Source organism: Richelia intracellularis HH01 (genome assembly GCF_000350105.1).
Taxonomy (GTDB): domain Bacteria; phylum Cyanobacteriota; class Cyanobacteriia; order Cyanobacteriales; family Nostocaceae; genus Richelia; species Richelia intracellularis.
In genome coordinates this window covers 71,511-85,334 of record NZ_CAIY01000027.1, presented here as the reverse complement: position 1 = coordinate 85,334, position 13,824 = coordinate 71,511, and the positions used below count along the sequence as shown (strand labels likewise).

Genomic DNA, 13,824 nt, shown 5'->3' with positions numbered 1-13,824 from the left:
TATTCCGTTTACAGGGAATTAGATTATTGGCACAAGCAGGTATCTCTGCAGGAGAAATTACATTCCCAGATATTCAGCCCTACTTAGAACAGGGAATTTTTAATTATCCCAATAACTTAGAGCTTGTACATAAATGTGACTACATCCCTTCCCTAACATTTGCTATTAATCAACTATACGAAACAGATTTTGGGCGTTGTTATCTCGCAGCTAAGACATTATTAATATTTATCCTGATGTTGTCCCAGAAGCCATTATGGCGACTTATAAAGAGAAGGCTTATTATGATTATGGCATTCATTACCATGTGGTAAAACCATTAGGTTGGCTTAAATATCAACCAGCCTATGAATTTTTAGTAGGGGTAATTTATAATCAAGAGCCACCATTTCAAAAATATAGAATAGCGGGTGGGAACACTCTAGGTGAGTTGGGAGGTAAATGAGCTATTCCAGAGCTAAAAGAAAACCTGGCTACTACAGCTAATACTGGGCATTGTAAATACGCTTGATTGATGACATTAGACAGATTAAGAGATAATACTACCTATTTAATAGGCTTAAAGGATGATGATTTCCTCATTCAAGCAAAAGCTTCCCTCTTAGGATAATGTATATGGTTGATTGCATAATTTCAATTAAATAATTTTTCAAGTTTTATGACTTTATTTTTCATAAACAAGATCTACTTAAGCATTATTGTTTATGTTCATTAATGAGTAATACAAACTGACAAATCATACCAAATTGATAAGTCAGATACTAATGATCCTTAACTATCTGATAAGGAGATTACAATGCGTGATGCCTTTTCAAGAGCTGTAGCTTCAACAGAAGCTAGCGAGCAATTTGTTAGTGGTAATTAATTAGTTGCCCTCAAATCTTTTATTGACGAAGATAACAAGCAAGCACCTTGATGCTGTTGATGGTATAACCTGCGAAAGTCCTGGTTTAACTTCTCCTGGTGGCGGTGTTTATACCAACCGTAAAATTTCTCCTTGTCTGTGTGACGGTGAAATTATTCTTCGCTACATCACCTATGCAGTATTAACTGGTGATGCTTCTTTTCTCAATGACTGCTGCTTAAATCGTCTCAAGGAAACCTACTCTGCATTGGGTATTACCGTAGGCAATACAATTCGTGCTGTCAACATTATGAAGTCTTGTGCGGTTGCACATGTTAGTGATACTAATACTTAGGCTCAAGCTGGTAGGAAATTCCGTAAGATGAGGGTTACTAAAGGCGACTGTGCTGCATCACCGCTGAAGTTGCCAGCTATCTTGATACTGTAGCTTCTGCAATTAGCTAAAATCCTTGCGGTAAATGGGTCTACATCCAAAATTATCGAAGTTTGTTTTATACAGGAGCAATTAAGGTTTATGAAATCAGTTCTGACAACTGTTGTTAGTGCAGCTGATAAGGGTGCTCGTTTTCCTAGCAGCTCTGACCTTGAGTCTTTTCAAGTAGCTTGCAGCGTATGAGTACTCGCATGGAAGCGGCAGAAAAGCTGGCAGCTAAGTTTGAGTTTGTCTTTCCTACGTTCCTGTGGGTGTGCTCCTCGTAATATGTCTGCCCAGGCGTTGGTCGAATACAACACTTATCTTGATTATTTAATCAACTCCATGTCCTAATTAGTTGCCACAGGTATAAATTTTGGGTCTAGGGTTGTTTTAGTTTTAGTCGTATAATGGTTTTTTGTACATACTCTCCGGGAAACACATTATAATTCCCTTTATGGGACGTAGATATCTCTACGCTAAATTATCCTTTTTTAATCCTAACTGTTTCTCTTTCTCTAATTGAGAAATAGCTAATTGCATAACTGATTTAACAGACATTTCTTCTTCTCGACTGAAAGCCAATTGTATTGATCCTATAACAGAAAAATCTCGAATTTTCATTAGGGACAAGGCTGCGGACTTTCGACTTTCTGCTTCTTGGTGCTTAAGTAATTCTATGAGTGCAGGGACAGCCTGTAAACAGGCTAAATTACCCAGAGCTGCAGAGGCCTCACTGCGTACAGTTCCTGATGAGTCGCCAAGAGCATTAATTAAAATATCTAAAGCCCTAGCCTTTGGGTCTTCTTGGGCAACTTTTGCCATTGCAGCCACTACCGCAGCCCTAACTTCCTCAGAATCTGAAGATAGTGCTTGATACAAGTGTTCTTTAGCTTCTGCACCAATGAATGCCAACGCCCAAGCTGCATGTCCTTTGATACTTTCTGTATGCTCAGAGGATTCCAGTATTTTTAGTAATTCCGGCACTGCAGACTCTCCTGTTCTAGCTAAAGCACCTACAGAGGAACCTTGGACTACTGTATCCTCATCATTGAGAAAAGCATAAACTAAGGTAGGAATGGCATTTGGGTCAGCAATCAGTGTTAAAGTTTTTGCACAGGCCCTCCTTACAATTGGGTTGGAATGATTAGCTAAAGCTTCCGTTAAAATTGGAGTTATAGGTTCTCCGATCTCCCCCAATATTTCCGCAATCCTTAACCTTATCCTTCCCCGGGAATCAGCAAAACCTTCTACCATTTGCCTTATTAACTCTTCATTATCAGTATCAAAGGTGTGTAGCGTGATTTGCTCAGTGATTGTTTGAATTAGAGAGTCTGTCCTGGCTTGTACCCGCAAGACTTCATTATCATCGGCGTGAGTTTCGGGGTTGAGCATATTAATTATTATGAATTACCTACCACTTTAAGACAGAAGATTATGAGAATAGTTGGGCAATGATTTAGAAATCATGTTTTTATTTCAATAACTAATATCAACTACTAATCCCACCTATCAATTAAACTTAAAGAAAAAACAGAATTATTCATACGTTAAAATTTATCAGTATTAATAGAGTATCAAATATTAATCATTATTAACTACTTAAAAATACTGGCTGGATCACTGATTTATTTAGAACTTTTTGGAGATTGTAACTCCCAATGAATAACTATTGGCTAGCTTTTTGTTGGTGTAATTTCTTGAGGATATCATCAATTTTATTAAGTTCTGGTTCTAGTTGTGCCATTACTGATGATTTTGTTAGCTTGGCCTTCTTACCTGCCTCCATAGTGGAATTTACCAGACGTTCCCGATATTTTTCAAATTCAGCAATCATCTCTGCTAATTCCTGAGATGTTGCTTGTTGTGTTGTCACTTCTGAAGACTCAGACATGTTCTCTCCTTAAAATACTTATTTATTCTTGACTTATTTATTATTGACTTTCAACTTAGAAAATATCTGAAATACTTGTAGTATTCTGATACTCCTAGATTGGGCTACTCCCTGGCAAACTGTTTTATTATTGATTTTTGTAAAGGCTTCATTCAGTAGTGTTTACACAGTTATTTGTTGGGAGAGTCCTTGATACGATATCTTATTTTTATCTCTGTCTTTGAGGCTCTTATCTTCTAGACTTATGTGTATAAAAATTACTTTTTTACAATGTTCCATTCTGCGAACATCAAAGTCTCAAATCTTTACTCCTGTTTTTTTAGCCCCTCATTTGTCATACCGTAATTGGATATATCTTCCCCTCCTACAAATTTATTCTTGTTGAAGAAATTGTAAAAAATATCATCCTCCATACCTGATGCTTTCAAATTTTCTGCAGCTACCTCCTCTAGTTCATATCGCAATTTCAATTTTGCTGTTATTCTCTTTATTGTTATGCAGGGAGCTACTTGTGTCATTTACATAGCTTCTTTAAAAGCCCCAGTCTTTTAGTTGACTATTATAATAATATACCCAAGAGAAAGTATAATCATATCTAAATGAAACCGGTCCTGATTGTCCTGCACAGATTAACTGATCCATCCTGTCTAGAAGAAAATCCTTATATATCATTCTTCACACATAATCATTATTTGAATGCTCTCCACGTAATGCTTGTTCTAAATATTATTGGGATACTTTATCTTGATATCAATGCCTCCTACCTTTTGTCATTTTTCATCCAAGTATTCCACACTATTTTCTGCCTACTTTGATAATGAGTTCCGGCTTTCATCTATGGTATATTTAAGTCCCTTATATTCATTTATTTTTATAATTCATATTTCAATTTCCTCTCGAATTGTTTATCTGTCAATATTTCCAATCTTAAACCAATTTCCCGGACTGCTCTAGCAAAAAAAATCAAGTATTCTAATACTATCTGGACTAGTTTTCCTGCTTGGCCTAGTGTATTGTTTATATACAAAACCTTGGTTTTACCACTTATGTTTTTCTTCTGTGGGGGTAACCTTTCTCCATCAATATTTAGGATTAATTCTCTAATTAGTTGCTCTATTTACTAAGTTATTTTTGTTTATTTATTCTCATTTCTTTTTAGCTTTCTTAGAATTTAGGTGTAAACTATATATTGGAAATAGTTCTTCCTGAAATCATCTTTTTTTTAGGGCCATTATGTTATTAACCTTAAGTATGTTTGACCATATTTAATGGCAATTTTATGATTTTTTGTGACATTAAAATTGCCCTAAATATACGACTGTATAGTCAATATAAATGATATATTAATAACGTCAATTCTAAAATAATAAAAATAAGATGAAATGAATAACATCGAACATCTATTAGCCCTGGAGAAGATAATTTTACCCACTTAATAAAAATACGATTATCTGAACTAAATTCAAGCCATATACTTAAATAGTTAGCTTGAAACTTTCTACTTCTATTTATTCATAAGACTTATTTTGTTTGTAGATTACTTACTATCAATTAAAAATTCTATATTTTCATAAATATCTATCAAAACGAGTGTGAAAACTACCATATTTAATCCAGTATTGTTTGAGCTCATGACAGGGGGTATGTAAACTTGCTTTTGCTCTATAAAGAATAACTTGCCGGTGGTTTCCCATCCAAATTTTGTCTACTGCATCCACTGAGATTAAAGCACCTCCTAAAGTATAAATACATTCGGAAAATCTTTCAATAGTAGCATAGTCTACTGTTTCGAAAATGAAGAAATTACGGGAAGAAATTAAATGACGACTACGGATCCAACACTGCATCTTTTTTTGAGCTTCTGGCGGCAACATACAACATAGCTAGTAACACATGCTTGCTTTCCAGTAATTTATATAATTTTGAATTAACGGTTAATTTATGACATAGCTCATGACGTTAACTCATTTGCGAAACTTCGTACTTTTTCAAAGTATAAGGGACCATGCTCTGAACCCCATATTTGTTCATGGGTTTCTGGATGCATGCCTCTATCTATGCTCTTCCAGGTTGTTTCAGTTATTTCTACATCACTTACCAAATATGTCAAACATCCCTTTTTTTCAATTAGACAGGAATTTCCAGGTTCTACTATCCCATGAAACATTTCTCCATCTCTCCGGAAAATCATAGAACAGTTATAACGTCTTTTAATGCTATCCTGAGTAATGGTTCTAAGAATATCTAATTCCCGGGAAGCACCTGCATAAAGTATTGAGTCTTGAAGACTATAATTTTCGATATAAACTTGTTTCTCTTGCTCTACTAATTTGTGTACTCCTTGACGATATGGGGTCCATAAATCATAGTCATAAGCTTGCTCGGAATAAAAACCAATACTATTAAAAAAATCAAAGGGTAAAGGGCGAAAGGAAATGTGGATATGAGCATATAATTTGGGATTATCAAATGACTGTTTGTAGTTACTGAAATCTCCTGCCATCCAATTTGCAAGAGTAACTAAATTATTGGCTTGCAACTGTATTGTATTAAATGATGCTGTCATGATTTAAATCCTAATTAAATCATATGAAGACTAGACTATATATGATTATATCAACTTAAAAATTAGAAGTTACTATCTGCCTTCAAAGAACGAATTTCTGAAGAAAAAGAAGCAGTAACCACGCCGGTACCATTACTAGTTTTAATTAGAGATACCCGACACCGTAAGTTTGGATTTACAAACCAAATTTTCTCTTCTGCTGCTGCTCGTTTATATTCAGTTATTAGTATAAAAGTCCCATCTTCCGTAATATTATAATTACCAACAGCAGCAATCATCTCTGCATATCCTTGATCTCTGAGTAGTTTACCTTGATTTGGCCGATCTTTGTCTGGGATTGGTACTAAAATACAGCTACCTTCCATCACCTCACCATCATCCCAGTCTGAATGTCCTTCCCATGTCATTTGAAAAGGCATAATAGCTCTTTTCGGCTCTATCTGATTTGACCTACAAAGTTCAATGACTCTGGAATCATCCGGAGTGATTTCTGAAACCTTTATTCTCGACTCCACTGCTTCAAAGTGTGCAAAAGCCAGGTGGTGTGCACTGCGTTGTGCTTTCCACAAGCCAAATGATTGCTTAATAAACTGAGTAATATCCACCAACTTTCTCGTTCCCATTTAGATTTTTGTTATTACTTCCCAGCAGCTTTTTGAAGCATTCTTGTTTCTGCTTATGCTTTTTAATTTGACTCCTAAAACAAAAATATTATTCTAACTAAGTTAATTTTGGAAAACTGTACATTACAATGCAAATACCATGGTTCTTAGTAATCAGCTATCAGCCAATACTTAAATACTATAGCCAATAACTAATTTACTAAAAACTAATTGTTGAGCAGAAATTTGAGATTGGATGTATGATTTACTTATCCATAAATCGTATTAATGATCAAGCTAACATACCAACGCCAACCTCTACATTACTTTAATAACTATTTGCTTCACTAATACTTAGAATTTTCCCACCAGATTTCTGGATATTCCTTATTTTTTGAGACATCTGGCCATATCCCACCTCAAAAGTTTGTTTACTTCGGGTAACTCTGGGACCATAGGTGGCTTTTGCCACATGAATACGAAAGCGCTTACCTGTATTATCTTTGATACCAGAAGCACTAGTAGGATAGGTGATTTTGGTACCCAAGTTTACACCCACATCAGTAATTAACTTAGCCTGATTACCAATATCATTAGCAGCAAATCCCCTATTTAGGGCAAATGTACGGTTAAAAGCAACATTCTTAAGACCTATTTGGGTTTTATTGCCGCGAGTGTAAGGAACAATATATTCTCCATAGTTCAGTATATATTCCTCACTATCAATGTAAGAATTAATTTCAGCCTTGTAACCTTGGCTAATAAAAGTATTTACATGTCCGGAAATTTCTGCTTGGTCTTGGGGGGCGCGGCCTAGGAGATGCTTGAAGTTTAGCTCAATAAAGCGATATGCAGAAGAAGACTCACAGAACAAAGAAAAGTATAAATCTGACTGAGCTACTAGTTTGACAAAACCTTTTACGGAAATACTACCATTACGTAGCAAAGACTCAGCATTAGTAAAACGTTGACTTTCCATCAGATGTATATTTCCCAACACCTGTTTGTAAACTGCTCGAATAATATTCTGCAAGTCATTTTCTGTTGCATTAGGACGCAGTTCTAATGGTTCTGTGTCGGCTATCCAAAGTGCCATATGAGATATCTCCTCAATGTTAGACTTAAAAGTTGATTTCAATTCCCATCTCTAAATTGGTATACAGCTCAGTTAGTTTTTATACTGGCTGACTTCAGTTACACTGCTAATCCTGCCACCATTATTAATAATGTTCTGAACTTGCTGGGATAGCTGACTATAGTCAACATTGTATTCCATCCTGCTCAAACGATTTAGCCTAGCAGTTCTATTTATGATAGAAGCTTTAATTCGGTAGCGCTTGCTGGTATTGCTATGAACTCCTGAACCATAATTATTAGGTGTAGTTATCTTTGTCCCTAAGTTCCTAGCTACATCAATGATTAATTGTGCTTCCTTTCCAATATCATTAGCGGCAAATCCACGATTTAAGGCAAAAGTACGGTTAAAACCAACACTTCTAATACCTACCTGGGTGCGATTACAACGGGTGAAAGGAACTATGTTTTCGCCAAAATTGGATAGATACTCATCACTATTAATGTAAGAATCTATTTCGGCTTCATAGCCTTGATTATTGTAAATTATTACATGTTCGGAAATTTCACTCTGAGCCTGGGGTGCACGTCCTAGCAGATGTTTAAAATTAAGCTCAATAAAACGGTAGGGAGAAGAATTCTCAAAGAACTTGGAACAATATAGCTTAGATTGAGCTACCAATCTGACAAAGCCTCTTACAGTAATATCACCATTTCTTAACAAGGACTCTCCACTCGTTATACGCTCGCAGTCCATTATATGGTAATTACCCAATACTTGCTTATATACTGCCCGAATTAGTTTTTGTAATTCATCTTCTGCAACGTTAGGGTACAATTCCATAACTTCAGCATCTTCTAACCAGAGGACCATGAAAATATTTCCTGTGTCAAGTGAGTTTATTGTATTTCTGGTAATTTGAAATAGATAAAGGAATTGCTATTGCAATTCATTGAAATCCATAATCCTACAAGGGTAGAGATGTAATAGGGCTTTGCTTATACCCCCATTACATCTCCATAATTCTAGAGCAGAAAAATTTATATCACTCCAGGTATGCTTATTAAATTTTGTTTCATGAGTTGGATTACTGCCCGGAATAATAGACCCTGTAGTACTAGGAAAACGAAAACTATACAAATTTAGAACCTGTAACTAAATTAGCAGCAGAAGTACCAGAGGAATTCCCAATAAGATTAAGCTTAGCAATAGTGGTATGTGGTTAACAGACATATATGTGAAGAGCGGAGGGAAGGGTATATCTCTCAATCTCTACTTGAGGGAGTTTACAGCCAGGTAAATCGATAAAATCCAATTCCACAAAATCCCCTGGTTCACGCCTTGTAAGGTAATAGCTTTGATAAAGTCTGTTTTACCTGTTTGTTGAACAACAACATTATGGACTGTTATACCACGATTGTACAATTGTGATTCATCAGTTAATAAGAACTGGCCTCCCATCAGATAGGGAATGACATAGAATGTTTCTATAAATAGATAAATCTCCGCACAAATTCCATAAAATCAATATGTCATAACCAACATATATCTGGACTTTCCATAAAATCACCCCACATTCATTAAGGCAGATGTGAGTTGTGGGAAAGCAGTTCGCTTTTTGGTTTATCCTCTCCTAGTTTACAGGGGTAATACTGGCAATTACACCACCTTGTTTATGAATACGCTTGTATTCTTCGGATAGCCTATCAAAGGGTACCAAGTAAACTTGATTGGAACGGCGGAATCTGGAGATTTTGTTCACTGTATTGGATTTATAACCAGTAACTTCAATCCGGAATACCTTACCTTCTGCACTTGCACCCACACCATGACGTGTTCTAGGGCTGAGCGGAGGATTGTAGAATAGTGAACCAGCACTAGAAGGTGAAACGATGGGAGTAGGTATGCTGTTAATAACTAAACTGTTTAACTTGGGGCGTTTACCAGCTAAATCACCCTTCAGGCTACTATTGGAAGCACCACGCACCATCTGGAAAAAATGTGTAAATTGTAATAAACTTCCACAAGCCTCTGTCCTATAACCACGAATATAAGGTACACAATTCTCACCAAAGATATTTTGGTACTCGTCGCTATACACGTACGAGTCTATCTCAGCTTCAAATCCCATTGTGTCGATGATAGTGCTGTGTAACTGCATTTCTTCCAAGCCTAAGGGGGTACGTCCTAATAGGTGGCGGAAATTCAGCTCGATTGCCCGATAACGAGCACAACTAGTAAAAAAACGAGAACGGTATAAATCTGATTGTGCTAACATCCGTACAAATTCGCAGATGCTTAATTTACCAAGTTTAAACTCGGATTCAAGGACAGAAAGTCTTTCACTTTCCATCACATAGGAATTTCCTAAAACTTGTCGGTAAACTGCCCTAATAATTATGTCTAGGTCTTCAGATGATGCACCAGAAACCCTTTCTAAGGGTGGGGTTTCATCAAATCGGCTTAGACCCAGGCGTGAAGCGGCTCCAAAAATCATTAATGGTATCTCCACATATTCAGAATAAAAGCTGAGAAGGAATGCTGATCTATCTTGCAGGTATTCATAATTGTTTGTATGAGCAAATAATTTATGAATACCCTAACTAATTTCCAAGTCTTGCTATATCAATAGCTGAAAATGACTTTAGCGTCATATTTCCTAGAGTTTTACACCCTGTTCAATTATAATCTTCATATAAACCAGGACTTAGAATTATCAAGATTTATGAATTTACTTTATGTATCTTAACTTAACCTTTAATAATTCATTTGGTTGCCATGTAGGCCAACAACTCTATACTACTAAAATAGTCTCAACTCTGGAAGGTTTACTTAAATAAATCAATGAAGCTTCCTGTTATCAAGAAAGATTGTTAGAAGTCCTTGCAGGCAGTACTCATTTAAGATCTGCTTAAAATAATGGCTGGTAATCGCAGTGATCACTATTTAATTTCTCAAGCTTCCCAGATGACAAAGAAAGTTACGAAATATGTCAAGAAGCAGTATCATGATCTGACTTTTACCAATATGTTCTCTCGAAGTGAGCAAAACAAAATTATGGTGATTTGTATGCAAAAACTTGGAGAAAGCAACGTTGGGATGAATTTAAGTAATTCATTTCACGACTATTTTAACAGTGAATTTAAAATAAACCCCAACGGGCACTTACAAAATCACAAGCGGATATCAGACAGAACTTGTGACCCTGATATAATTTTGTAATAGCCAGATAATTCCAGATATTGATATACTTTTAACTACTTGAATGGTGACAAGTTTTATTATCTATAATCCTTATAACCAAAGCATAAGATTGGGGCTCTATAATTCTATGGGCATGAATAATAACTTCCAGTTTACCTGGGTTTATACCTTGCCATATAACTTGTTCTACGTTATTGCAACGATCAAAACCTGTGGATAATGGAGACATGTTCCCATGTCGTTCTTTCCCTTCCTCATGGCGTACAGTTAGGTCTAGATCATTTTGCAGTGCTTCTCCAGGATAATCTGTCCATACCAAGGTTACTTTTAATGTCGATTTTTCCTCAGTAATTTCCACTTCTGTTTTTTCTTCATCTCCCGTATCTAAGGCAGTATCTTCATCTTTGATGACTACTATCTCATTTTTAGTCCTTGGTCCTATCGTGGTAGTTAAGTTAACCCGTCCAAAACCTTCGGCAAAATTGGGAATATCTCCTGCTTCGGAAGGTATATATTGACCAGTTATATCCTGAGCACCATTTATCAACATGGCTTTGACTAAAGCACTACTGGGCTTATGGTTATATTGTTTACGAAAGTATTCCCGTATCAGAGCTGCACACCCTGCAACCAGTGGGGTTGCCATACTGGTTCCTGCCAAAAAGTAATAATTGGGATCAGTAGAAGTACCAAATGTATTATTGCCCGGAGCTTTTCGGGAAAGAGCTGAAAGGATTGCTGTTCCCGGAGCAACTACGTCAGGTTTAATACGACCGTTTTGGGTTGGTCCGCGACTGCTAAAGGCTGCTATACCTTCCGGGTTTGTAGACCAACCATCAGAGGCAATGGGTTCGGATTTATATACTCTTAAAGTACTATATGGCTTGGCTTGTTCCGGTCTATTATTTTCACTAGCTCCAACTGTAATACAATTTTTTGATGCTCCTGGTGCACCAATGGAACCATTATCGATTATCCCATTTAAATTGCTATCACGCCCATCATTACCAGCAGCAAAGCAAATTACCATATCTCGATGTTCCCAAGCAAATTGGTCTACCTGCTGACAAAAAATATTATATACACCATGGTTAGCAGCCCCCCACGAATTTGTATGTATTCTTGCCCCATAATCATTATAGGGAGGAGAGAATAAGTCATTTAAGTCTCCTGGTAAACCTCCTAGACCACCACTACAATCTAGGATTGATTGTAATACCAATTTGGCTTTGGGGGCAGTACCACGAATTTCTCCCCCCATGGTTTCCGAATAACCATCTCCCAGGACAGAACCAGCAACATGAGTCCCATGTCCATCAGGATCGCTAGCAGTCTTTCGCCCCAATGCATAAAGCTTGACCACTCTACCAGTGAAGGCTGAGTGAACATCATCCAAAGTACCTTTATCAAACCCTGTATCTGCAATGGCAATTATTTCTCCTTCCCCTTCTAATGGGGCAGCAGCATAGGTAAGATTGGCTTGTAATATTTCTACAGCCTTACTATCAAAGAATTGTGGTGTTATATATTCTTCTACATGTCTTACTTCATCAATGTGTGCAAGATCCGACAGGTATTGGGCTTGTAGCAGCAACTGTACTGAGTTGCCATTAAAATGCATAGATTCCTGATCAATTCTAGCTGCATTTGCAATACGCTCACGCAAGTTATTATTAATAACAACATTTCTATGTAGAGTTGCAACTACAGTCTGTGGATGATGCAATATAGTTGTTTCCACGGAATCCAATTCTATAAGACTTCTTGCACCTGACATCCTAAGACTATCATCAACAAGTAGGCGGGGTGATATTTTAAACCCTTGTAAATAAACATTTGTCCATTTCACAAAGGGTAAATTACGAATTACATTTAGATCCACCAAATCATAACGACAGATGTAAGTGTTCTCGGGTACATATTCCAGTATTATGGCGTCTAAATTAATTAACTGAGTCTTCTGACTACGGTTGAGAGGAACATCAGTTTGTACCAAAATATAGTTAGAGTCAGAGCTGTCAGAACTCATTAAGGAGTTAAAAGCAATAGTGCTCTTTTGAGCATCTGGATCAATAGATATGGAATTAATTGTGATTTTTGACATGGCTTTTCTTGCAGTTATCAATTTATTTATTGATATGGGTAGACAAATTACGGGGTATTTATAACATGCCTATTTAGCTGTTGCGGAAATCAGATAATTTCTGGATTAAATGGTCGAAATATGGATACACTAACTGATGCTGCCCAGAATCTATGTATTTTATACTGGCAAACTTTATACTCTCTAAGCCTGATACCATAGCATCTAAAGGAACTTGTAGTTCTTTATAGAGTAATTTCATATAGCCCAGACCCTCACTACTAGTAAATTGGCTAGAACCGCCGATAATACCGTAGGTAACACAGCGAGTAAAATGCCAAAAGTCTAGCCAACAAGCTTCTGCGCGGAACGGAGGGTATAAAGCACCTCCAAATTCAGTAATTCCAGGAAATTGTTTTAATAATATTTTCCTAGCTTCATCTACGATTTCTGTAGCATGATCACGTAGTGTTTTAGCTATGCTTATCAAGCTAGAAGTATGGGGTAATAACGCCTGAATTTTTTGTAAATCTTTATCTGAGAGATAAACCCTATCATTATCTGCTGATATTAAAATAGCTATCACTTTTTCCGGGTGTGTCTTTTGCCAAGATTTAAAGCTAATAATCTTGGCTTTGGGAATTAATTCCTTTGCTTTTGCACTTAGTTGCACCATAGTATAATTATCGATAATATACAGTCGGTTAGGTTATTTTAGACTCGTTAGTTGTGTGCATAATTTATACACTTTTTACAGCTGTAAATACAAGTCCATACAACTCTGAATGAACACAAAATAAGAGTTTAGATTGTGTGTGTAGTATTTAGTAAAAGCCTCTCTGGTCAAGAATAACTGCATATCTAGATCAGAGAACAACATTCTTAGCTATAGCCAATATATCAGTGCACATCTAAGCCTTATAAAGAAAAAATTCCAAACATAGTTGTTATCAATTGTATTTATAAGAACTAATTAAATAGGTATGGACAAGTGATAATACGGACATGTTTAAACATGAGATTCTAAACTGGTGCCTACATTTATCTATAATTATTTGTAGATGATCATGCGTTTACAACAGTGAAAATTAGTTATATTGTTCATACATATCAATCACATCTG

General features: G+C 36.3%; 16 protein-coding genes. 4 read left to right on the top strand and 12 right to left on the bottom strand.

From position 1 onward, the window contains the following. Nucleotides 1-26: 26 nt before the first annotated feature. The 3 genes from RINTHH_RS02120 (at nucleotide 27) to RINTHH_RS11325 (ending at nucleotide 1,199) form a co-directional block, all read left to right on the top strand. Nucleotides 27-314, top strand: coding sequence for a hypothetical protein (locus RINTHH_RS02120; protein WP_008232366.1), 288 nt, complete (start codon nucleotides 27-29; stop codon nucleotides 312-314). Then, nucleotides 308-445, top strand: a complete 138-nt coding sequence (locus tag RINTHH_RS10635; protein WP_008232365.1) for a hypothetical protein — start codon at nucleotides 308-310, stop codon at nucleotides 443-445. Before RINTHH_RS02120 ends, RINTHH_RS10635 begins: the two co-directional genes overlap by 7 nt. A gap of 442 nt (nucleotides 446-887) precedes the next feature. Continuing rightward, nucleotides 888-1,199 carry a globin family protein gene (locus tag RINTHH_RS11325; RefSeq protein ID WP_008232364.1) on the top strand — a complete coding sequence of 104 codons (312 nt, stop codon included), beginning with the start codon at nucleotides 888-890 and terminating at the stop codon, nucleotides 1,197-1,199. 552 nt (nucleotides 1,200-1,751) lie between these two features. Here the strand turns inward: RINTHH_RS11325 and RINTHH_RS02110 are convergent. From RINTHH_RS02110 to RINTHH_RS02060, 10 genes are all read right to left on the bottom strand, one after another. Continuing rightward, complete coding sequence (locus RINTHH_RS02110) at nucleotides 1,752-2,672, bottom strand: HEAT repeat domain-containing protein (protein ID WP_008232359.1); 921 nt, start codon at nucleotides 2,670-2,672, stop codon at nucleotides 1,752-1,754. A gap of 274 nt (nucleotides 2,673-2,946) precedes the next feature. Further along, a complete protein-coding gene (locus RINTHH_RS02105; protein ID WP_008232358.1) occupies nucleotides 2,947-3,171 on the bottom strand; it encodes a hypothetical protein in 225 nt (74 codons plus the stop codon). A gap of 305 nt (nucleotides 3,172-3,476) precedes the next feature. Continuing rightward, nucleotides 3,477-3,689 carry a hypothetical protein gene (locus RINTHH_RS02100; protein ID WP_044304409.1) on the bottom strand — a complete coding sequence of 71 codons (213 nt, stop codon included), beginning with the start codon at nucleotides 3,687-3,689 and terminating at the stop codon, nucleotides 3,477-3,479. Nucleotides 3,690-4,739: 1,050 nt separating this feature from the next. Beyond that, a complete protein-coding gene (locus tag RINTHH_RS02095; protein ID WP_231291143.1) occupies nucleotides 4,740-5,018 on the bottom strand; it encodes a CpeR family transcriptional regulator in 279 nt (92 codons plus the stop codon). A 104-nt stretch (nucleotides 5,019-5,122) separates the two neighbouring features. Then, the gene (locus RINTHH_RS02090) at nucleotides 5,123-5,737 is read right to left on the bottom strand and encodes a chromophore lyase CpcT/CpeT (RefSeq protein WP_008232347.1); all 615 of its coding nucleotides are present in this window, start codon (nucleotides 5,735-5,737) and stop codon (nucleotides 5,123-5,125) included. Between the two features lie 62 nt (nucleotides 5,738-5,799). Then, nucleotides 5,800-6,360, bottom strand: a complete 561-nt coding sequence (locus RINTHH_RS02085) for a phycobiliprotein lyase (RefSeq protein WP_008232346.1) — start codon at nucleotides 6,358-6,360, stop codon at nucleotides 5,800-5,802. A gap of 307 nt (nucleotides 6,361-6,667) precedes the next feature. Continuing rightward, complete coding sequence (locus RINTHH_RS02080) at nucleotides 6,668-7,435, bottom strand: phycobilisome rod-core linker polypeptide (protein ID WP_008232345.1); 768 nt, start codon at nucleotides 7,433-7,435, stop codon at nucleotides 6,668-6,670. A gap of 72 nt (nucleotides 7,436-7,507) precedes the next feature. Then, complete coding sequence (locus RINTHH_RS02075) at nucleotides 7,508-8,287, bottom strand: phycobilisome rod-core linker polypeptide (RefSeq protein ID WP_008232344.1); 780 nt, start codon at nucleotides 8,285-8,287, stop codon at nucleotides 7,508-7,510. Nucleotides 8,288-8,686: 399 nt separating this feature from the next. Beyond that, a complete protein-coding gene (locus RINTHH_RS02065; protein WP_008232340.1) occupies nucleotides 8,687-8,875 on the bottom strand; it encodes a hypothetical protein in 189 nt (62 codons plus the stop codon). A gap of 172 nt (nucleotides 8,876-9,047) precedes the next feature. Continuing rightward, nucleotides 9,048-9,911 carry a phycobilisome linker polypeptide gene (locus RINTHH_RS02060; protein WP_008232339.1) on the bottom strand — a complete coding sequence of 288 codons (864 nt, stop codon included), beginning with the start codon at nucleotides 9,909-9,911 and terminating at the stop codon, nucleotides 9,048-9,050. A 422-nt stretch (nucleotides 9,912-10,333) separates the two neighbouring features. Here RINTHH_RS02060 and RINTHH_RS02055 point away from each other — a divergent pair, with 422 nt between their 5' ends. Next, nucleotides 10,334-10,636, top strand: a complete 303-nt coding sequence (locus RINTHH_RS02055; RefSeq protein WP_044304405.1) for a hypothetical protein — start codon at nucleotides 10,334-10,336, stop codon at nucleotides 10,634-10,636. A 31-nt stretch (nucleotides 10,637-10,667) separates the two neighbouring features. On the opposite strand, the gene RINTHH_RS02050 is transcribed toward RINTHH_RS02055, so the two are convergent. After that, complete coding sequence (locus tag RINTHH_RS02050) at nucleotides 10,668-12,722, bottom strand: S8 family serine peptidase (protein ID WP_008232336.1); 2,055 nt, start codon at nucleotides 12,720-12,722, stop codon at nucleotides 10,668-10,670. A gap of 73 nt (nucleotides 12,723-12,795) precedes the next feature. Continuing rightward, a complete protein-coding gene (locus tag RINTHH_RS02045) occupies nucleotides 12,796-13,377 on the bottom strand; it encodes a globin family protein (protein ID WP_008232334.1) in 582 nt (193 codons plus the stop codon). Between the last annotated feature and the right edge of the window lie 447 nt (nucleotides 13,378-13,824).